This window comes from Novosphingobium sp. IK01 (assembly GCF_033242265.1).
Classification (GTDB): domain Bacteria; phylum Pseudomonadota; class Alphaproteobacteria; order Sphingomonadales; family Sphingomonadaceae; genus Novosphingobium; species Novosphingobium pituita.
Genome location: NZ_BTFW01000001.1, coordinates 296,882 through 316,345, shown reverse-complemented (window position 1 = coordinate 316,345; position 19,464 = coordinate 296,882). Strand labels below are relative to the sequence as shown.

At 65.0% G+C, this 19,464-nt stretch carries 27 protein-coding genes; 3 read left to right on the top strand and 24 right to left on the bottom strand.

What is annotated here, in order from left to right; genetic code table 11:
* Nucleotides 1–125: 125 nt before the first annotated feature.
* The 4 genes from SBI20_RS01425 to SBI20_RS01410 form a co-directional block, all read right to left on the bottom strand.
* Nucleotides 126–662, bottom strand: a complete 537-nt coding sequence (locus SBI20_RS01425) for a phage baseplate assembly protein V (protein WP_317973356.1) — start codon at nt 660–662, stop codon at nt 126–128.
* Between the two features lie 232 nt (nt 663–894).
* The gene (locus SBI20_RS01420) at nt 895–1,422 is read right to left on the bottom strand and encodes a carboxymuconolactone decarboxylase family protein (RefSeq protein ID WP_317973355.1); all 528 of its coding nucleotides are present in this window, start codon (nt 1,420–1,422) and stop codon (nt 895–897) included.
* 44 nt (nt 1,423–1,466) lie between these two features.
* Nucleotides 1,467–2,231 carry an SDR family oxidoreductase gene (locus tag SBI20_RS01415; RefSeq protein ID WP_317973354.1) on the bottom strand — a complete coding sequence of 255 codons (765 nt, stop codon included), beginning with the start codon at nt 2,229–2,231 and terminating at the stop codon, nt 1,467–1,469.
* Nucleotides 2,232–2,274: 43 nt separating this feature from the next.
* A complete protein-coding gene (locus SBI20_RS01410; RefSeq protein ID WP_317973353.1) occupies nt 2,275–3,075 on the bottom strand; it encodes an SDR family NAD(P)-dependent oxidoreductase in 801 nt (266 codons plus the stop codon).
* Nucleotides 3,076–3,200: 125 nt separating this feature from the next.
* Here SBI20_RS01410 and SBI20_RS01405 point away from each other — a divergent pair, with 125 nt between their 5' ends.
* Nucleotides 3,201–4,142 (top strand): GlxA family transcriptional regulator, encoded by a 942-nt coding sequence (locus tag SBI20_RS01405; protein WP_026167023.1) that lies wholly within the window; start codon nt 3,201–3,203, stop codon nt 4,140–4,142.
* Between the two features lie 307 nt (nt 4,143–4,449).
* Here SBI20_RS01405 and SBI20_RS01400 read toward each other — a convergent pair whose 3' ends face one another.
* The 9 genes from SBI20_RS01400 to SBI20_RS01360 all read right to left on the bottom strand — a co-directional run bounded on the left by SBI20_RS01400 (nt 4,450) and on the right by SBI20_RS01360 (nt 11,986).
* Nucleotides 4,450–5,247: a hypothetical protein gene (locus SBI20_RS01400; RefSeq protein WP_317973352.1), complete on the bottom strand. Its 798-nt coding sequence runs from the start codon at nt 5,245–5,247 to the stop codon at nt 4,450–4,452.
* A 258-nt stretch (nt 5,248–5,505) separates the two neighbouring features.
* Complete coding sequence (locus SBI20_RS01395) at nt 5,506–6,051, bottom strand: hypothetical protein (RefSeq protein WP_317973351.1); 546 nt, start codon at nt 6,049–6,051, stop codon at nt 5,506–5,508.
* Complete coding sequence (locus SBI20_RS01390; RefSeq protein WP_317973350.1) at nt 6,048–6,962, bottom strand: restriction endonuclease; 915 nt, start codon at nt 6,960–6,962, stop codon at nt 6,048–6,050. Before SBI20_RS01390 ends, SBI20_RS01395 begins: the two co-directional genes overlap by 4 nt.
* A gap of 202 nt (nt 6,963–7,164) precedes the next feature.
* Nucleotides 7,165–7,983, bottom strand: coding sequence for a DNA adenine methylase (locus SBI20_RS01385; RefSeq protein ID WP_317973349.1), 819 nt, complete (start codon nt 7,981–7,983; stop codon nt 7,165–7,167).
* A 174-nt stretch (nt 7,984–8,157) separates the two neighbouring features.
* Entirely contained in the window at nt 8,158–8,403 is a 246-nt protein-coding gene (locus tag SBI20_RS01380) for a hypothetical protein (RefSeq protein WP_317973348.1), read from the bottom strand.
* The gene (locus SBI20_RS01375; protein WP_317973347.1) at nt 8,400–8,792 is read right to left on the bottom strand and encodes a tail fiber assembly protein; all 393 of its coding nucleotides are present in this window, start codon (nt 8,790–8,792) and stop codon (nt 8,400–8,402) included. The genes SBI20_RS01380 and SBI20_RS01375 overlap by 4 nt, the downstream gene beginning before the upstream one ends.
* Before the next feature lie 3 nt (nt 8,793–8,795).
* A complete protein-coding gene (locus SBI20_RS01370) occupies nt 8,796–10,415 on the bottom strand; it encodes a gp53-like domain-containing protein (protein ID WP_317973346.1) in 1,620 nt (539 codons plus the stop codon).
* Between the two features lie 12 nt (nt 10,416–10,427).
* On the bottom strand, nt 10,428–10,982 hold the full coding sequence (locus SBI20_RS01365; protein ID WP_317973345.1) for a phage tail protein I: 555 nt from the start codon (nt 10,980–10,982) through the stop codon (nt 10,428–10,430).
* A complete protein-coding gene (locus tag SBI20_RS01360) occupies nt 10,979–11,986 on the bottom strand; it encodes a baseplate assembly protein (RefSeq protein WP_317973344.1) in 1,008 nt (335 codons plus the stop codon). The genes SBI20_RS01365 and SBI20_RS01360 overlap by 4 nt, the downstream gene beginning before the upstream one ends.
* A 332-nt stretch (nt 11,987–12,318) precedes the next feature.
* Here SBI20_RS01360 and SBI20_RS17585 point away from each other — a divergent pair, with 332 nt between their 5' ends.
* Together SBI20_RS17585 and SBI20_RS01355 are read left to right on the top strand one after the other, a co-directional pair.
* Nucleotides 12,319–12,981, top strand: coding sequence for an HPP family protein (locus tag SBI20_RS17585; RefSeq protein WP_411911482.1), 663 nt, complete (start codon nt 12,319–12,321; stop codon nt 12,979–12,981).
* Nucleotides 12,982–13,019: 38 nt separating this feature from the next.
* Nucleotides 13,020–13,154 carry a plasmid maintenance system antidote protein gene (locus tag SBI20_RS01355; protein WP_317973343.1) on the top strand — a complete coding sequence of 45 codons (135 nt, stop codon included), beginning with the start codon at nt 13,020–13,022 and terminating at the stop codon, nt 13,152–13,154.
* A gap of 25 nt (nt 13,155–13,179) precedes the next feature.
* On the opposite strand, the gene SBI20_RS01350 is transcribed toward SBI20_RS01355, so the two are convergent.
* The 11 genes from SBI20_RS01350 to SBI20_RS01300 all read right to left on the bottom strand — a co-directional run bounded on the left by SBI20_RS01350 (nt 13,180) and on the right by SBI20_RS01300 (nt 19,433).
* A complete protein-coding gene (locus SBI20_RS01350; RefSeq protein WP_317973342.1) occupies nt 13,180–13,854 on the bottom strand; it encodes a phage virion morphogenesis protein in 675 nt (224 codons plus the stop codon).
* Complete coding sequence (locus SBI20_RS01345) at nt 13,851–14,348, bottom strand: phage tail protein (RefSeq protein WP_317973341.1); 498 nt, start codon at nt 14,346–14,348, stop codon at nt 13,851–13,853. The genes SBI20_RS01350 and SBI20_RS01345 overlap by 4 nt, the downstream gene beginning before the upstream one ends.
* On the bottom strand, nt 14,332–14,463 hold the full coding sequence (locus SBI20_RS01340) for a hypothetical protein (protein WP_317973340.1): 132 nt from the start codon (nt 14,461–14,463) through the stop codon (nt 14,332–14,334). The genes SBI20_RS01345 and SBI20_RS01340 overlap by 17 nt, the downstream gene beginning before the upstream one ends.
* 10 nt (nt 14,464–14,473) lie before the next feature.
* Nucleotides 14,474–14,869 (bottom strand): hypothetical protein, encoded by a 396-nt coding sequence (locus SBI20_RS01335; protein WP_317973339.1) that lies wholly within the window; start codon nt 14,867–14,869, stop codon nt 14,474–14,476.
* Nucleotides 14,869–15,429: a lysozyme family protein gene (locus SBI20_RS01330; RefSeq protein ID WP_317973338.1), complete on the bottom strand. Its 561-nt coding sequence runs from the start codon at nt 15,427–15,429 to the stop codon at nt 14,869–14,871. The genes SBI20_RS01335 and SBI20_RS01330 overlap by 1 nt, the downstream gene beginning before the upstream one ends.
* A 6-nt stretch (nt 15,430–15,435) precedes the next feature.
* Nucleotides 15,436–15,768 (bottom strand): hypothetical protein, encoded by a 333-nt coding sequence (locus SBI20_RS01325; protein ID WP_317973337.1) that lies wholly within the window; start codon nt 15,766–15,768, stop codon nt 15,436–15,438.
* Nucleotides 15,769–15,774: 6 nt separating this feature from the next.
* Complete coding sequence (locus tag SBI20_RS01320) at nt 15,775–15,999, bottom strand: tail protein X (protein WP_317973336.1); 225 nt, start codon at nt 15,997–15,999, stop codon at nt 15,775–15,777.
* Entirely contained in the window at nt 15,999–16,484 is a 486-nt protein-coding gene (locus SBI20_RS01315; protein ID WP_317973335.1) for a head completion/stabilization protein, read from the bottom strand. Before SBI20_RS01315 ends, SBI20_RS01320 begins: the two co-directional genes overlap by 1 nt.
* Nucleotides 16,485–16,602: 118 nt before the next feature.
* Nucleotides 16,603–17,415 carry a phage terminase small subunit gene (gpM, locus tag SBI20_RS01310; protein WP_317973334.1) on the bottom strand — a complete coding sequence of 271 codons (813 nt, stop codon included), beginning with the start codon at nt 17,413–17,415 and terminating at the stop codon, nt 16,603–16,605.
* Nucleotides 17,416–17,464: 49 nt separating this feature from the next.
* Complete coding sequence (locus SBI20_RS01305; protein ID WP_317973333.1) at nt 17,465–18,556, bottom strand: phage major capsid protein, P2 family; 1,092 nt, start codon at nt 18,554–18,556, stop codon at nt 17,465–17,467.
* Between the two features lie 55 nt (nt 18,557–18,611).
* Nucleotides 18,612–19,433, bottom strand: coding sequence for a GPO family capsid scaffolding protein (locus SBI20_RS01300; protein ID WP_317973332.1), 822 nt, complete (start codon nt 19,431–19,433; stop codon nt 18,612–18,614).
* Nucleotides 19,434–19,464 lie beyond the last annotated feature (31 nt).

Sequence of the window (19,464 nt, the reverse complement as noted above, 5' to 3'; positions counted from 1 at the left end):
CTCACGCGGATGCCACAGTATCCAGATCAGGCCACCATATCGGCGGTTGCGGACGGAATAGGCCGCCCAGACGAACAAGCGGCAGTAGCAGACGCGCTTGGTCCAGCTGATTTTGTACAAGCTGCTCATACCGGCGCCCCGGTCTGGCCGCTGCCGCCCTGCACGCCGGAATGCCGGTGGCCCTTGAGGGAAACCCCCTCCCCCACGACATCGCCGCTGGCAGTCAGGCTGCCGTTGACGGTGACATCACCATGGATGGTCAGCCCACCGGGCACATCGAGCGCGGCGGTGCCCCCTGCGGGCAGCGTAACGGCCAAGGCATGGCGCACCGGATCATAGCCGATCCACGCCCCATCGGCGAAAGCAAAACAGACAAGATCAGGCTGATCGGATGGCGCCGGGAAAGCATCACAATAGAGCCCCGACAACACGATCCCGTTGCCCAGATCCCCCTCGGGCGAAAGCACAAGGCATTGCTCGCCCACCGAAGGCGGCGCCCAGACCCGCAAGCCCCCGGCCCGCCACGCCACCCACGGCAAAGGCCCGGCCACCACACCCCCGCTCTCCACCATGCAGGTCGCCCCGCCCGGATCAACAGCCGCCACCACGCCAAGACGCAGGACATCGCCGGTAAGGTGTTCAGGATCGGAAGTGGTCGCCATGGCCAGACCATGGCGCGGGATCGTTCAGCTTACGCGGGGGGTGTATCGGGTTGGCTGGCTGGCCAAGTGCTGGCAGCCGAGCGAGGGGCGACCGAGTCTGGGACAAAGCGGTTGTTCGTGGAAGATCCGATCAACGACCGGCGTTGCCGTTAGCCGTCCTTCCATAAGCCGCAGCCTTGTGCGGTCTCGAACCGCACAAGGCTGCCGGATTTTCAGCTTTGAGAGCGCTGACCTAGATCGCCGGAAAATCCACTTCAGTGCCAGCAACATTGTTGATCAGGTTGGTGAAGAAGTTTTCGGCGACAACGGCCACGATCTCCACGATCTGACCTTCGCTGAAGCCAGCCTTGCGGATGGCTGCGATGTCTTCCGCCGAAACCTTGCCCCGAACCTCTGCTACCTTGCGAGCAAAGGCTGTAACTGCTGCAGCGTCCGGATCGGCCGAGGTGCCTTGGCGGGCAAGTTCCACTTCCTCTTTGCTCAGCTTGGCGAAAGTGTAGCCGGTGTAGCTATGCGCCGCATCGCAGTATTCACAGCCGTTCACCGCCGCCACGGCAAGGGCAATGCGCTCGCGAGTCTTGAGATCAAGTGCCTTGCCAAGCCCTTGGTTCAACGCTGCGTGGGCATTGATCACTGCCGGGCTGTTGGACAGGACGCGGAAGAAGTTAGGCACCCGACCCAGCTTGCCGTTGATCGCGCCCAGCGTGGCCTGCGATCCTTCCGGGGCAGCGGCGGATTCGGGGATGGTGATACGAGACATGGTCTTTCCTTTCGTATTTCAAGAAATTGATCGGGATGTGGGACTCAGGCGCCAGTCGGGATCGGATTGTCGACAAGGCTCTGGTTGAAGGCCTCGAACAGGGTGTGTTCATTGGCGCCCGGATTGTCGCGCATCGTCTTGATGCTATCGACGATCACCTCGGGCGCATCGGTCGCCAGCGCCACCAGCGTTTGCTCGATGAAGTCGGGCAACGGCATCGCGCGCGGATCGCCGCTCTTGTAGATCAGGTCGGTATCGACCCACGGCGGCGCGATTTCCTGCACCCGTACCCCGGTGTCGCGCAGCTGGAACCGCTGCGACAGGGCGTAGGAATGGAGCGCGGCCTTGGTGGCAGAATAGATCGCATTGGTGGCGATCGGCACATAGGCGAGCACGCTGCTGGTATAGAGCACGGTGGCTTCCGCCCTGGTCTTGAGGTGCTCGATCAGGGCAGAGGTCACCCGGATCGGGCCGAGCAGGTTGGTGGTGATCAGATCCTGCGTCAGATCGTCATCCACCGGCCCGCTCACATCGTCGAACGGCATGACCCCGGCGTTGTTGAACACGACGTTGAGGTTCGGGAACCGCTCAATCAGTTCGTTCGCCGCATTCCGGATACTGTCGAGGCTGGTCACGTCCAGCTGGATCGAGGCCATTCCGGGGTTGGCTGCGGTCACTTCGTCAAGCAGCGCGGTGCGGCGGCCCGAGATGATCACCTGATTGCCGAGCTTGTGCAGCGCCTCGGCCAGGCCACGGCCGATGCCGCTGGTGCCGCCGGTGATGAAGATAGTGTTGCCGGTGAGTTTCATGTCGAATTGTCCTTTGTCTGGAGAGGATGGCTGGAGGGAAGGATCAGGCCGCGACGTGGAAGCGGGGGGCGGAACGGGTGGCCGAAAGCTGCGGGCCGAGCGCGGCGCGGGCGGTTTCGAAGGCGTTCCACAGTTCGATGTCGCGCAGCGCCGGGATCGTGGCGGTCTCACCCAGGTCAAGGCCGGCCAGCGCCGCATCGACCATGTCTTCTGCGTCCATCACGATCTCGCTCGGCAGGTGCTCCACCGGGAGCCCGCCCAGCGCCCAGAAGTCGGTGCGAGTGGCCCCCGGCATCACGGCCTGGGCGCGGATGCCCTTGTCGGCCAGTTCGTGGTTGAGCGAAGTGGTGAAGGCCTGGACGAAGGCCTTGCTGCCGCCATAGACACCGTTGAGCAGCTCGGGGGCAACCGCCACGATCGAAGCGATGTTGATCACCGTGCCGCCACCGCGCGCCACGAAGCCCGGCACCGCGGCATAGGTCAGCCGCATCAGCGCGGTGACGTTTAGCTGCACCATCGCCGCCATCTTCTCGACATCGCTTTCCAGCAGCGTGGTGTGCGTGCCGATGCCGGCGTTGTTGACCAGCGCCGTCACGCTGGCATCCTCGCGCAGGACCTTCTCGACGCGGGCAAGATCGGCAGCGTCACCAAGGTCGGCAGAGAGCACTTCGACCGAGCGGCCGGTCTTGTCCGAGATCTGCGCGGCCAGCGCCTGCAGCTTGTCCTTGTTGCGGGCAACGAGGATGAGGTCATAGCCGCGGGCGGCAAGGCGATCGGCATAGATCGCGCCGATGCCGGTCGATGCGCCGGTGATGAGAGCCGTGCCCTTGGATGCAGTGGTCATGGTCATGGTCCTTCTTGCTGTCGGGGAGAGCGCCGTTGCTCTCGACACGGACCTTATGGACGCATACACCGATGTCTTATATGACGTATAAACTACGTTTTTAGGACATACCGTTTGGAGGCCGCATGCCACACGTTTCGATGGTACTCACCCCCGGCTTCCAGTTTCTTGCTCTGGGCGTGCAGGCGGCCTTCGAACTTGCCAATGCCATCAAGGACGAGCCCTACTACACCCTCTCGATTGCTTCGGTAGAAGGCGGCCCGGTCACCTCGTCCAGCGGCTTTGCCGTTCCCACAGTACCGCTCGCCGAAGTGGGGCAGGTAGACACCTTGCTCCTGCTCGCCGGCCTTGTGCCCCCGCCACGACAGGACGAAGCAACGCTCGAAACCCTGCGTATCATTGCAAGGGAATCTCGCCGCGTGGCAGGGCTGTGCACTGGAGCCTTCCTGCTTGGGCAGATGGGCCTGCTGGATGGCCGCCGTGCGACAACCCACTGGTCCTACGCTCGCCAGATGCGCGAGGATTTTCCCAACGTCCGCGTCGAGGATGATCGTATCTTCATCAACGAAGGCGCAGTGTGGACCTCGGCAGGACTGACGGCGGGGCTCGATCTCGCCGTAGCCCTGATCGAGAAAGATCTCGGTCGCGACGTAGCAGGCGCAATTGCCCGCCGCCTCGTCATGCACCATCGCCGCGCCGGGGGCCAATCGCAGCATTCCGAACTGCTCGAACTCGCCCCCAGCAGCGACCGCATCCAGAAGGCGGTGATCTTTGCCAAGGCCCATCTCGCCAATCCGTTGACAGTTGAGGAACTGGCCGAGGTCGCCGCTCTTTCACCGCGCCAGTTCGCCCGTGCCTTCCGCGCGGAAACCGGCCAGACCCCGGCCAAGGCAGTCGAGCAGATGCGACTGGAAGCCGCGCGGTTGCTGATCGAGGAAACGCGCCACCCGATGGACCAGATCGCGCGCGAAGCGGGCTTCGTCGACATTCGCCGCATGCGTGAGGCGTTCATGCGGCAGTATGGACAGCCACCACAGGCCCTGCGCAGACTGGCCAAGGCGCCTTAGGTGCAAAATCTGTAGAGGCGCCAACAATCAGTGCACGCCAGTTGCACTGGCGCCGACCAGATTTTAGACCGCTTTGGGAGCGAACTGCCATTCCGGTGTCCGTCGCACGACGACCGGCTCTGGTCGGCTGCCGCCAACAGCGGAACGCGGCGTCGTGGGACATTCTTGCCGTTCCCAAGCGATGCAACGAACGGCAGACTCTGGTGGGAGCCGACATGCGGGGTATTACCCGTCGGGTAGGCATAGACGACCATTTGTCGCTCTGAACCGTCGAGATCGATCCGATGCAGTGCTGGCGGCCCGAGGCCTAGCGGCGCCCGTCCCTCCTGAAGCGCACCGCAATCTCTTCACCGCTGAGTTCGGCCCGGACCCGATCCCATTCCTCCTTTAGCAGGATCTGGCCCCAGCGGACGATCCAGCGCGCCCATCGTTTACGGTCGGCGGTCGCAAGCGCCGGGTTCTCCAGTTGGCGGATGACGACGGCGAGGTTGCGTGATGGTATTTCCCGGGGATTGAGCAGCAACGCAAGTTTGGCTTTGCTCTGGTTGGTGTCACGCTGACGCTGCTCGCTTGCGGCGATTTGCGTCGGTGTCGCCTTGGCCGGAGGTGGTCGGTAATTAGCGAGTAGGGAATGTAGCCTCGAAAGCTCGTCGCGTACGGTATTGATCCATTCTTGACGGAGGCGTGCGACCGCGTGCACGCCTAGGTTATCGGCATTACGTCCGGCGACCGCCGCGTTCTCACGGGCGGCCCCGGCACTCTCGACCGCAGCGCTCGCCCCGAGTGCAGAGGCCTTGGCGGCGTCCGCCGCGACCTGCACCGCAGAGCGGCTAATCTCGGCCTGCTCGCTCGCGATGGCGCGGTTAGCGCGGGCTGTGATCCATTGGGTGGCGAGCACCGTCGCCGCGCCCACCAGGCCCCCGATCACGACCTTAAGCCACCCCCCGTTGTCCGGCCCATCGCCGATTTCCGCTTCCTGGCGGTTGGGTTGCTGATTCTGATTGTTCGCCGCAGGCGGCATCGACGCATTGTCGGGGGCATCCGACACCTCGACGGCAACCGTCTTGTTCTCAGGTGGTTTGGCAGGGCTTGAGTTGTTGGCCATCGGTCCATTCTGAGCCGGCGCCGAGCCAGGGGCTAGGGTCGCTATCGCCACGAACACCACCGTGATGAGAGCCTTACGCCATCGCGCAACCAGCGGTGGAACGTCGCATTCAGCGTATCGCATCATCTTTCTCATCCCGTCAAACAGCCCGACCATCGCTTGCTCGTCCAGAATTCGCAGATGCCAGAGATCGACAGCTTAAGAGACCAGAAGTTGACCGACTCTGATGGGAGCGACCAGCTTTGGTCGGTAAGTGCCTCACGCTCCGCCGGCCTCAAGGATCTGCGACCTAGTGAGCGCTAAAAGGCGACGCTTCAGCAGCGCGACCAAGTCTAGAACTGTGGTCAGCGCCAGCAGGTCTTCTCGAGTGACAACGAGGATCGTAACACCTCCGCCCAGCGCGGCGGTCATATGATAGAAGCCGGCGCTGGCCGATCTTTCGTTCCCCGCGACCCCCCCTAAGGCGACTAGAACACCGCTTCTGCGGCCTTTGTCTGCCAGAGTGGTCGCAAAATAACGCAAATCACGGCCCGCTAGCGGCGTACTCGAACTCTTGCATTCGATGATAAGCGGACAGTCGAGAAAATGGACGCCGTCACGCTCCCGATCATTCCAGAAAAGTAGGTCAATTTCCTCGGTTTTGTAGAAGTTGAGGAGATCCGCGCCATCATACTCTAGGCCGGAGACAAGAGAGAAAATTGCAGAAATTAGTGCTTCTAGGCGTCGGCCCTTTTCAAGCGGCTTGTCCCCCAGCGAATCGATTGCATCGAGTTCGCTACTGATCCAAACGGGATCGAGCGTCACTGTTCTGGCCGGACGAAACGAGCGCGCTCACGCCGCTTGAGGATTTCCCTCTCCAAGGTTCCTTGCTCGGCAGCTTGAATGACATCTTCCACAGCGAACGAGAGCACGCTCGGTGTCTCATAAAGGCTTGGTGGTGGAGTCGATCGGTCATGGTCATAGACGAGAAGCGCCAGATTAGCGTCGCTACGCTCGACCGCCGTCGCAATCCGTCTAATTGTCGCTTCCGAGTTCTTGATGACGCTTCCGCTACCGCCGCCGTAAAATTTGCATTCCACGAGCGTGGGGCCGCCGATCTCGAACGCGATCTCGTTGAACCATACAACAAGATCGGCCCCAAAGTCTCGGCTGTCGCCTACCTCCGTAACCTCTGCTCCTGCTGACCGCAGCAGCTTCGCACATAACTGTTCGAACCTGCTATAGCGCTCGGGCGCCTTGAGCTCTCGCAAACTGTGCAACTCGGCACGCGCCCAATCGAGAGACCTGATAGAGGCCGGTTCGGTCGATCGTTTTGATCGATCGGGGCGCTTGGCGTTTCGCACGAAACGATCGAAATCGCCAGCAATGCCCGCTATTCCTGCCTCGTCCTCCACTAGCACCATATAGGCATTATCGAGATCGAGGCTTTGACGTCCAACAAACACGACGAACGCCGGCTTGTCTCGGCCTTGAGCAAGACCAAGCTCGTAAGCGACACCAGACCGCGATTCATCGGTAATCACGAAAATTACAAAGTCTACCGAATCAATTAGGTTGATGACCTCCCTCGTGAAGGACGTCCCTCCCGAAACATCGGCGGCGCTCGCCGTCTCCAACCCATGCGCACGCGCCAAATCAGTCAGCTTCGCAATGGCCGAGGCATCATCTCCGCTGACGTAACAGCGGCGGTAGAGGGAGCTCGGTGTGATGCTCATACTCTCGCTATGCCACCATTAGCGGTGAATGCACAACCACCGTAGCAAACTAAAACTACCTGATATTATTGCACGACCGTCATCATCGCTGAGCGACCGGATTGGGCAGTTAGCCGTCATAGCGATGGCCGTGCTTGAACGGCGTATTTTGGTCGATACCTGCCCCCCGCGCGCCCGTTCCCAAGCGCGCGGGAGCCCTGCCTCAGTTATCGTTTCCGGGGAGCGGGAAGTTGCTGATGAGCAGTTCTCGGGCCGGGCGGGACTTGGCGCCAACGGTGTAGGTCGTGGTGATGGGGGTGAGGTTGAAGGGGGCGAAGGTTTCGCGCACGCCCTGGGTGTCGTTGAGGGAGACCAGGAACTTGCCCTTGATGGTGGCGAGCTGGCTGGCGAGCGCGGCGAAGTCCTCGCGGGTGAAGACGTCGGGGCCGTAGTCGCGCTCGCAGGCCCAGTAGGGCGGGTCGAGGTAGAACAGGGCGCCGGCGCGGTCGTAGCGGCGGATGAACTCGGCATAGGGCAGGCGCTCGATCACCACGGATTGCAGGCGCTCGTGGATCTCGGCCAGCATCGGTTCGAGCTTGCCCACGTCGAAGCGCGCGGGCGAGGAGGCATCGACACCGAAGGTGCGGCCCGAGACCCGGCCGCCGAAGGCCAGGCGCTGGACGTAGAGGAAGCGCACTGCGCGTTGCAGGTCGGTCAGGCGTTCGGGAGGCTGGGCCAGCAAGCGCTCGAACTCGGCCCGGCTTGCCACGCGGAAACGCAGCATGTCGATCAGGTAGGGGTAGTGTTCGGCAAGGCAGCGGAACAGGGTGACGACGTCCCCGGAAATGTCGTTGATCGCCTCGGCCCTGGGGCGCCGCGCGCGGCGCAGGAAGATGCCGCCCATGCCCACGAAGGGCTCGGCATAGCTGGTGTGGGGCGTGGCCTCGATGATGGCGCAGATGCGGCGGGAAAGATTGCGTTTTCCACCGATGTAACCGGCCGGGGGAGAAACGGGACGAACGAGAACAAAAGGGGTAGACATGGAGGGTATCCTGCACGATGTCCCTTCCGCGCCTGAGACGCGGAAGGGTGCTCGAAGGGACAGGCGCGCTGCCCGGAGAGTGCGAGTGCAGGCTCGCTGGTTTCGAGATGCGGGAACATCCGAGACCCCCTTCCGTAAAGGGGGAACAGGGCGGCGTGAAGGGCCGCCGCAATCTTACACAGCAGCGGGGCCTGCCGGATCGGGCACCGGCTCGGCGATCACGCCCAGCGCGATCTTGTGGGCGACGCCAAGGGCGACCTGCTCGACACGCGCCCTGGTCGCGGCCTTGTCGTAGGCCCCGCCCTCGTCCAGCACCGCGTTGACCTCGCGCGTGTGGCGGATCGCGCCACTGGTGAAGGTGACGGGGACGGCGCGCTTTTCGGCATCGTAAGCGCCGATCGTGGTGGTCAGTTCGGTCATGCCGGATCCTTTTGCGTGGGGGCGACCGGCCAGACGATGCTGGCCGGGTCGGTGATGGTTTCGGGGAGGGTCCGCAGGGCCTGACGGTATTCCGCCCAGGCGCTGCGATCTGCGGAAGCAATTGGGCTGTCGGCGGCCTGCGTCCAGTCGCAGGCGGCCAGCAGGGCGTTGCGACGATGGCGGACCACGGCCAGCACCTCGTCGGTGGTGAGCGTGGCGGGCGCGACCACCGGCCTTCCGCCCTCCCCGGCGACGATCCGGTGGCCGGGGCGCAGATCGGCCAGCGCGCGGTCGCGCTCGCCGGCGGTGATCGCGATGGCGTCGAGCGGGGGCGCGGCGCCCTGTCCGTCCTCGTAGAAGCCGCATGTCGAGGGGCTGAAGTAGATCATCGTTTAGCGTCCGATTGCGATGTAGGGGAGCGAGACATTGGAGATGTCGGCGGCCTGAAAGACGGTGAAGCCGTTCATGGTCCGGGCCGTGAGCAGCGTGTTCTGGTCGGAGCTGTTGTTGACCGTATCGATGGTCGGGAAGACGACCGCCGGGGCGCTTTCGAAGGCGATGGGGAAAGTCGCGTAGCTGTAGGCGTCCTGCGTCAGCTGGACGGTCCCGTAGACAATCTTCAGCCCATTGCTCAGGACGAGATAGCCGGTGCTGCCAATCGACTGGGCGGTGATGCGCGCGAAGGCATCGGCCTGAAAGCCGTCGAGCAGATCCGCGTCGAGGCCCGAACCGGAGCCATCGTTGTCCGGCCCCCACAAGTGGTTGTTGTTGCGCTGCACATAGGCCGCGTTCACGTTCAGGGTCGAATTCGCCAGATTGGGCTCGGTGACGATGTTGCCCTGGTCATAGGTGTCGACGGTCAGCTGCAACTTGCTGCCGTTCCAGCCAATCTTGATGGCATTGGACCGCTGGCCGATACCCGTTCCCTGTTGCACCGGGGCATAGCCCAGTCGCCCGATGATGTCCGCGTACCAGCTGCCCTGCTGCCCATCGAGCAGATCGGCATCGAGACCAGAACCGGCGCCGTCGTTACCCGCGTTCCACGTCAGCGAATTGCTGGGACCACTGTATATCTCGCATTCATTGAAGTAAAACCGTGACCCATTGTATTCTATGTAACGCGCATTGCTGTCACCGAAGCGCAATATGCCGTTATCGGGTCCTGTACGGGTGTGCAAGTCGCCGCTGGCGCGTGCCTCCGCCCGGTTCCCACCTGCCGTTCCGAAAACAAAGGTGCCGGTAACGTTGTCCCCCGCCTTGTTGACCGGGGTGTATCCCAGACGCGCCGGGATGTTCACGAAATAGCTGCTGTCCAGACCATCGAGCAGGTCAGCGTCGAGCCCGCTTCCGGCCCCATCGTTGGTCGGCCCCCACGGCACATAGCCGAGGCGCGCGGCGATGTTGGTGTAATAGGAGCCGTGCTGGCCATCGAGCAGATCCGCATCGACACCAGACCCGGCGCCATCCTGCGCCAGCAGCCACCCGAGGATGGCCGAGCGCGCGGCCTGCGGCGTGAGGGCGCGCAAGGCGTCGATCCCGGCCTGTGCTTCGGCCACGGTCGCCAGTTCGACCACACCCTGCCGCTCGGTCGTCGCGGGCGGGTTGAGGAAGTTCGTGTCGCCAAAGGTGATGGTGGTCGCGTCCACGTCCTCGAAGCGGATGTCGATCGCCAGCAGCATGAGCGCCTGGGCGGACTTTTCGAGCAGCACGTCGGCCTGACCGTAGATCGCGAAAAGCGTGCCGTCGGCAAGGTAGAGCGCGAGGCTGCGCACGGTGAAAACGTCGGCGCTCTCGTCGCGCACGATCAGGTGGATCGTGTCGTCGGCCACGACATCGCCCGAGAGCGTGGCGATGGTCTTGAACTGGCCGGGCAGGACGGTGGCGCCAGCCTTGGGCGTGAGGGCGGTGCCGCTCAGCCCGACTTGCGCAATAGTGACGGCGCGGGTGCCGGTGTTGGCGGCATTGACCAGCGCGGCGCGGCCCGCATTGGTGACGATGGCGGTAAGGCCCATGGGTTCCTCTGCTCAGGAAATGCCGGGCGCCGTGCAGGACAGGCGCGCGTAGATGGTGGGGCGCAGGGCGGCGGCAAGGCGGATGCCCGCCTGCGCGGTGAGGCCCTGGGTGAAGGTGAACGTGCTGCGCGCGGGCTTGGCGCGGTTCACTTCGGCGATGACCTGATCGACGAAGGCGGCCGAGGCGGGCGCGCCCGCGCTGTCGAGGTTGAGGATCAGGCTGAAGGTGTGCGGCAGGCCCCTCGGCTCGCTCTGCCACCATTCGCGGATCGCCACCGAGCCGCCGAAGCTGGCGACGACCGAGCGCACCGATTCTGCCGTGCCCTTGCGCCGCGCGATGGCGATGGCCTTGCGCACGCGTTCGCGCTTGATGTTCTCGGGCCAGTCGGTCGACCAGTTGTCGAGGCTCAGCCCCCAGGCCAGCCAGGGCAGCAGTTCGAGCGGGCAATCGTCGGGCGACCAGACAGCGCGGATCGCCACCTCGACATCGAGCAGCCGCGCGGCAACCTGTTCGAGCGCCTTTTCCAGAGCCGTGGAGCCGGGGGGCAGGATCGAACGGACGGTCACTCCCCTACCCCAGCATAGGCGACCGACATGCCCGTGCAATAGGGGGCCTGCTGGCGGGAGATCACGATGTCCTGCGCCGGCTCGCGCAGGATGACGTTCTGCACGCCCTCGACGCTCAGCGCGGCGAAGATCGCCGAGCGGGTGATGTCGCGGCCGAGGCGATGGCTGGCTTTGGTATAGGCGTCGAGACTGGCCTGCGCCGCCGCCAGCACCACGCCGCCATCCGGGCCGCTGAACGTAGTGAGCGTGGCATCGACCACATAGGGGACGATCCGGGCCGATTGGACCGTAACCCAGTCGGTCAGCGGGCGGCGCGTCTCGTCGGAGACATAGGCGGCGACGGTGTCGATCAGCGCGGCCGGGGCGGTTCCGTCGCCCGTGCGCGCGAGGACCGAGACCACGACCGATCCGGGCCAGCGCGCGGTGTCGAGCGCGCTGGTCATGGCCGCGACCAGATCGGCCGGAGCCGCATGGTCGGCCAAAACGCCCAGCACGAGGGCCTTGATATCGTCGGGCTGCGGGCCGGTGGCGCTGGCATCGAGCACGTTCGCATCGGCGGACAGCGTGTGGGAGATATAGGCCCCTTCCGGCCCGGCCACCGAATAGCCCTCGGGCGCGAGGACCATGCGGCGGCGGAAATCGGTGTCGTCCTCCATCACGGCGGGCGTGCCGGTGGCGGGGTTGGCCGGGGTGATGGTCAGGCGGGTGATGCCGAACAGGGCAGCGATATGGTCGAGGTCGGCCTTGACGGCATAGGCGGGCATGACCGCGCGCGCGGCATCGTTGATGCGCTGGCGCAGCATCTGGGCGTAATAGGCGAAGACCTGAAGGAGCTTGGTGGCCGGATCGCTGTCGCGGGTCTCGAAGGTCAGGCCGCTTTTGGCCATCTCGTCGCGCATCTGCGCGACAGCCCCGGCCAGGATCGTCTCGAAGTCGAGAGCCTCGATGATGTCAGGCGCGGGCAGGCGCGAGAGATCGACAGCGGTGAAGGTAGCATCGGCCATGCCCGCCATCTCGCCGCGACCACCGGCCCAAGGCTATGGCCCGCATTGGGATGGCGGGCTGGCCATATGCCCGAACGGCATGTCGGGAAAACGGGTAACCTGCATTTTCTGAACTTTTAAAGATGCATATTACTTGCATCATCATCTGCCGCGAAATATTCGGCATTTCAGATGCATCATTATGAGTCGGAAAGGTGCCCTCATCTGCCACGCCCTCCGTCCTCAGCCATGAAACACTCGATTGAGCGGTATCTCAAGGAAAGGATGGCGCAGGTCGTTCATCCTTTCGCCTCTCCCCAAATCTATTAACGAAATTGCTCCCGGATCCACAGATGCGTTTCTTACTCGCAAAGCTGCTGCCACATCAGACGAATGGCACTCATCCGATCCGATCATCGATTGGAGCGGGCTTGGCCATTGGGTTAAGTCTTGTCGTAGGATTATGGATTGCACACAGAACGGGCCTTTCTCCAGCCTTAATCGCACCTATCGGGGCATCAGCGGTGTTGGTATTCGCTGTGCCTGCCAGTCCTCTGGCGCAGCCCCGTGCGGTCTTGGGGGGAAATCTGGTCTCGGCGATCGTCGGGGTGCTGCTGTCAAGAACGGGGCTATCGCCATTTGCCATGGACGTTATGGCTGTTGGGCTGGCGATCATGATGATGCACTTGTTGCGTTGCCTGCATCCTCCAGGGGGGGCTGTGGCCTTATCTGTAGCGATAGGCGCGCAATCTGGGGCTTGGCCTTGGAGTTTCTTGCTATTCCCCGTCGGGGTAAACTCCTTGACGCTTTTAGTTATAGGTTGGTTATTCAACAATATGACTGGAAGCAGATACCCGCATCGTCATGAAATTTTACACAAAAACAGCACGCCCATTGCGTACGAATATGATCGTCGAGACCTCGAAGCCGCGCTTGATAAATGCGTTGATCGCCCGGACATATCTATCGAAGACCTCGACGAGATAATTCGCTCCATCCTTATTCGCCGAAAATAATTTGTATATTGAATGTCCGAGCTGAATTATCGTCCAACATGGCGATCCGCTTTGAGAAGACCTTCGGAATTTCGGCGTATACCCTGATGCGGACGCAGGCGGCCTATGAACTGGCCTGCGCCCGCGCGCATAAAGACGAGATCAGGGGGCAGCCGATCGCCAAGGCTGCGTGACGCCTGCCGGTTCCCGCCGGTGGGGTCAGGTGTCGGCCAGTTGCTCGTAGAGCAGGTCGAGCAGGTGTTCGCGGTCGGTGGGGGTTGTGCCGAGCAGTTCGCGGCGCGGGTATTCGATGGCCCTGGTGCGCAGGGAGGGTTTGTCGCGCAGGCCGTTCTGGTGGATGCTGGCGATCTGCGAGACTTTGCCCGAGAAGCCCACCCAGAAGCCCTGGTCGTCGACCTGGGCCTTGAGGTAGCGGGCGCTGGCGAGTTTGCGGAACATCGCCTTGCGGCGCAGGCTTCCCCGGCGACGCAGGCGGGTGCTGGTGCGGTTGCGGTATTCGGGCGGGACCGGGAGCCATTGAACGACCTTGGCGAACTCGAAGGTGCGGATGCCACCGGCCTCGATGTCGAAGCCGGTCATCGAGCGGCCCGTGCCCCATGTGAAGCTTTTCATGATCACCCGGCGCGGCAGGCCGCTGCCGCCGGCGGGGTAGAGGAAGCAGGCGGCGCCCCTGCCCGTCACCGGCTGCGCCTTTTGCTTGCGCGGCGCGAAGGCGCTGCCGTCGGACTGGTGCTGGGCGGCGATGCGCTGGCGCTGGCTGGCGGCAAGGTCGCGCGCCATCTTGCGCAGGAGCTTGCGGCGCTGGCCCGCAGACAAGTTGCGCAGCAGGGCGCCCGCCAGACGCTCGATTTCGGCCAGATCGTCGCCGGTCATGCTTCCGGCGATCCGAGAATGGGCGACTGCACGAGCTTGTCGGCATTGCCGAAGCCCTGGAGGAACGTGGCCGCGCCCTGGGCAAACATCGGCGGGAGCGTTGGCTCGGGCGGGTGCTCGATGTCGAAGCCCGATCCGTCCGCGCGGGGCAGGACGAGGACCGGTTCGGTCAGCTCGATCGACAGTTCGAGGTCGTAGGTGTCGCTGTCGAGCAGTTCGGCCTCGAACTGGAAGGGCGTGTTGTCTGCGGTCTGGAGCAGCTGGGGCTGCTCCTTCTCGATCCATGCGAGCGTCGCCACCATGACCGTGTCGGGATCGCCTGCGAAGTCGGTGATGAGCGCCTTGACCGTGTAGGCATAGGCAAAGGACAGCGTGGCCGACCGCCGCGCGCTGATCCGGCCGCCTTCGAGATAGACCTGAAGGCAGTCGGCCTGCTTGCGCAAGTCGGGCAGGAAGGCGGTGAGCCAGCGGCGCAGGCTATCGGCTTTGCGCATGGGCGGGTTCCTGTGTCAGGCGCAGTTCGGCTTGCAGCTCAACGAGGGTCGCGCGGATCTGGCCGGCGATGTCATAGAGCGCGGTGAGGCTGGCGAGCGCCTCGCGCCCGGTCATCTGCCCGTTGCTATCGCGCCGGGGCTGCGGAAGGCTGGGCGGCGGGGCCAGCAGGGTCGGGCTCACGCTGGCCGTTGGCCGTGGCGGCGGCGCGGTCGAGCAGGCGCACGCCATCAGCGTCAATGCAGGCAGCGCCATAAACCGGGCGGTCGATGATCTTTTCGCTTTCATGATAGATGTCCCTGACGGTGGTCTGGCGGGCATATTCGCGAGCCTGATGGGCCTGCGCCGAGGTGTCGATGCGGGCCTGCGTCTGCTGGCGCAGGGTTTCGCGGGCATCATCGCGCGCTTTTTGCGCGGCCTGTTCCTGCGCGGTGCCGACGTGGACGCCATAGGCATAGCCGCCGATCCCGGTGAGGCAGGCGGCCAGCGCGCTGGCGAGCGCGAGAGTTGGGACGCCGGGCATCAGGCCCAGCCCCCCTCGCCCAGCGCCGCCGCGATTGCATCGGCATGGGTGGCGATGGTCTCGGCCCGGTCGGTGCCGTTGATGATCTTGCGGGCCTTCACGAACTGGGCGTGGGTGCCTGTGCCGGTGATGCAGTCGGCCAGGGCAAGCCCGGTGAAGGCCCCCTGCTCCATGCCCTTGACCAGAATCGCGACCGCCAGATCGGGCCGGAGCGCGAGGTCGAAGTTGCGCAGAAGCGCGCCCTTCAGGCCGAGCGCGCGGTCGGCCCATTCGTAATTGCGGTCCCACGTCAGCTGGACGAGGCCCCGGCCATATTGCGCCTGCCCATAGCGGCCCGGCTGCGCATAGGCCCTGCCCCGACCCCGGCCCCATTCGGCCTGCGGGGTGAAGCAGGCCTCGTGCCAGGCGGTGGCCAGCGCATAGGCCAGCCACCCCGCCGGCCAGAGCGCCCCGGCGGTGAGCAGGGCGTTGACTATCCCGACCTGCCCCTGATCGAGCGGGCCGGTCAGACGGCGCAGGCGCACGAAGAAGCGCGCGGGATCGGCCAGAGTATGGGCCATGACCGGTCAGTCCTTCTTGGGCAGGAAGCGGTCGGCAAGGCGACCGGGCAGGCTGGCGAGCGCATCGGTCGCGGCCCTGAGGACGCGCGGGGTGGCATCGAAGGCCAGCAGCGCGATGCCAAAGGCAATCGACTGCGCGACAAAGCCGCTCCAGTGGGTGACCGCGACGATGGCGAGCGTGGCGTAATAGCTGACGACCGAGCCCACCGCCCACTGCACGAAGCGCTGCCGCCACGAGAGGTGCGGCTTCCACGCCTGGGCAGCGGCCGAGCCGATCAGCGAGGGCGAGATCGACCCGATCAGGTCGGCGCTCGCGTCAACAAAAGTGCGAAAGTCCATGGGGGATCAGCTCCAGAGTTGGACAAGGGGAAGGACAGGCGTGCCGGTCGCTTCGGGCGCCGCCGGCACGAGGACGCGGGTGCCGAGCGGCAGGATCACGCCCAGATCGGCCAGGCCGGGATTGGCATCGAGCACGCGGGTCAGATCGCCCGGCCCCAGCCCGCCCTCGCGCCAGAGCAGCTGGTCGAGCTTGTCTCCCTGCCGGGCGATGAGGATCTGCGCGGCGGCCATCAGATCAGGTCGACCACGGTGCGGGTGCGCCCGGTCAGGTCGCGCACGGCGTGCTGGGCATCGCGGCGCAGTTCGTCGATGGCCGGGGCGAGATCATCGGCCTGATGGGTGCCCGCCGAGGTCAGGTCGTAATCGCGGTGGCGCTCGATCAGCTCGGCCTTGGCATAGAGCGCGACCGCGCGCGTGTAGCGCAGGATCTGGACGCTCTGCCCGTCGAGCTGCGGGGCGGGCACGGCGGCCAGCGTGGCATGGCCCGCCGCGATCTGCGCGGCGGCATAGGCGCGCAAGTCCAGCTCGACGGTCATGATCGCGCCCAGGATCGCGGCACGCAGGCGCGGCCATGTGATGCTGGTGGGAATGCGCGCGGCCTCGCGCAGATGGGCCGGGTCGATATCGGGGAAGAAGCCGTCGTTGGTCACCGGGCTTTCCGGCTCGGCGGGCTGCGCGAGGTCGGATGGGGTCGGCAGGGACAGGAACGTCGACAAGGGGCTTCTCCATTTCGGCCCGCCGGCCAACAGGGGTGAGGATCGGGACCGATGCGGCCCTGCGGCCCAAGGCCTCCCGCATCGCGCGATCCGCCCCTGAGCGCCGGGGGCGAGCGGGTCAGGCGGTCGATCGACCGCCGGTGTTCGGCTTGGGCGCCGGAGCGGGATCGGCCGCCTCGACGGCGGCCAGCAGCTTTTCGGCGCGTTTGACGCGGTCCTTCACGCCGATACGGTCATGCAGGCGCTGGGCCTCGCGCAGATGGACGAGCGCGCTGCGCAGGACGATGGCGCTGCCCTCGGCCGGCATGTCTTCGGCGGTGCGCAACTGCTCGATGCCGATGGCCTTGAGCAGCTTGGCGCGGACCTGATCGTGAATGTCGAGGCCGGATGTCAGGGCCTCGGCGGTGTCGAGCACGGCCTGGTCGAACCGCTGGCCCGCGTTTTGCGCCCTTGCGGCGGCATCGGCGATTTCCTCGACGACGATCGTGGCCACGTCGCGCTCGTAGCGGCGGGGCATCTCGACCCGGTGGCGCAGCAGGAAGGGCACGAGGTCGAGCGCCTCGCCATAGGCGCCCACATCGATCAGCCAGACCATGCAGGTGGGCACGACATCGGCGGCGGTGCCGCTGCCCACGCCCGCATCGGCGGCGACCACGCCTTCGACCCATGCCCTGTACTCGGGCAGCATCGTGCGCTTGGCCTCGATCTTGCGGTCGATCGAGCGGATTTCCTTCAGGCGGCGCAAGTCGTGGGTGAGGCGCAGCGCGATCTGCGCGGCGGCGCGCTCGGCCGGGGTGGAGCGAATGGAGGCCCCTGCTGCCGGGGCGGGATGGCCGGTGGCAGCAGGGGCACCCCCGCGCGAAAGAACAGGCGCTGCGGTGATGGTCTGGGCAGCGAGCGTGCGATCCCGTTTGCGACGAGCAAGGCTCATGAGGGAACGTGTCCTTCGGCGGGGGAAGTCAGGAGGTGGCGCGCTCGGATCAGGCGCCGGGCTTCTTGCCCATCACCACGTTCTCGACGAGGGCGGTGCGGCCATAGTCCTCGACCACGTAGTCCTCGTTGACCGATTCATAGTTCTCGATCTGGTCGAGCGCGGGCTCGTCGCGGATCTGGCGGCGGCGGGTTTCTTCCTGCCAGTAGACCGAGAGGTTATCGAGGCTGGTGATCAGCAGCGAGGTCTCGGGGAAGAAAGGCACGATGACCGCGCGCTTGCCCGCCAGCTGCTTGGGCAGCGTGAGGATGCGGTGTGCGGCCTCGCGCTCGGTCGCGGTGTCGCCAGCGGCCTGAAGCAGGTTCAGGTACTTGTCCTTGACCAGCTTCCACCCGACGATGACCACAAGGTCGGTATCGCTGCGGTGCCAGGGATCGAGCAGGTCGAGCACGTCGAAGGCCAGCGCGTCGAGGTTGGCATAGTCGGCCTGCGCGGTCGCGACATTGGTGGCATCGCCATCGACCACCTCGACCCCGGCCGCGACATAGACCGCGCTGGTTCCTTCGGCGCTGATCTCGCCATCGGACAGGACGCGTTCCGGGGCATGGGTGCGGATCTTGTGCAGCCAGCCCTCGTTGACATCCTGAAGCAGCGGGTTGGCGACGCGGTCGGTCTGCGCCGCGACCGAGGTGCCGTTGAAGCCGATCATGATCCGGTCGCGGCCCTGCTGCTTGAGGATCACGTCGCGCAGCAGCGTCTGGAACTCCGGCTTGTGCCGCCACGCGTCGAGCTTGGCATAGCCGATGGCGTGGTCGAAATTGGTCTGGCGGCAGAAATAGCCGCCATCGTCGGTGGTGTCGGTCGGGTCGGCCGGCGTGCGGCGGTTGCCCGCTGCGGTGTTGGTGCGCCCGGCCAAGGGACGGGTGACGGTCACCCCCACTTTGGCGCCCTGCTGCTGGGGCACGCCCACGACGTTGATCTGCTGGAGGAAGTCGCTCGATTCCTGGATCTTTTCTTCCAGCGTCTGCTCGACCACCGGGGCCACGCTGAACTTGGCCACCGTGTCTTCGGGATCGATCCCGTTCAGGAGGGCGATCTGGCTGACATAGGACTTGAACTGCTGGCGGGTTTCTTTGCGCATGGGCGGAAGGCTCCAGAAAGGACGCGGATCAGGGGGAAGCGGAAGGGCGCGAGGCTCAGCAGTCGGTGACGATCGCGTGGTTGCCGCCGGTGGCCGGGGAACGCCGGAAGGTGTGCGGGCTTTCTTCGGTGGCCAGCTTCGTCTCGATCACGTCGAGGCGCGCGCCCAGCGCGGTGATCGCCTCGTTGCCCGGCTTCATGGCCAGGGCGACCTGTTCGCCCATGAGCGAGGCGAAGCGCGCGATGTCGAGGGTGTTGTCGTTGGCGGGGGCGGGAGCCGGTTCCACGGGTGGCACGACCCCGTTGCTGCCCTTGTCCGCCTTGAACAGCGCGGTGAAGGCCGCCAGAAAGCCGGACTTCGTGGCCTCGGCCAGCGCCGGTCCATCGAGCGCGGCGTCAAGCTCCACCACGGTCTCGCAGGCCGACGAGAACAGGTTGCCCCGCGATCTGACCGCGAACTTGAGCGGTTCGGTCCCCAGCGAGGCAGGCGTGTCGGTGATCGCCAGCCCCACGAGGTAGGCCTTGCCCTCGCCCGCGAAATTGGGATGCAGCTCGCAACTGGTGAACAGCTTCTGCCCGGCCTTGTTCAGCTCGACCAGCTGGTCGTTGGCCTCGATCTCGGCGACAAGGCTCAGCAGCTTCTTCTTCGCGCCGTTGACGGTCAGCTCGATCTCTTCGGTGCGCAGCGAGCGCACCGTGCCATAGCAGTTGAACGGGCGGTCCGGGCTGTAGCCGGCAATGTGTTCGCAGTTGATGCGCGCGGTGTAGGTGTCGGGCTCGTAGCCGTCGGCGGCCTCGACGAGCATCTGGCGCTCGATCACGCGGCCATCGACGGTGGGGCCTTCGACGGCAACGCGGAAAAACTTGCTCTTGGCCATGATCGGTCCGGTTCCCTTGTGGCTGCGGGGG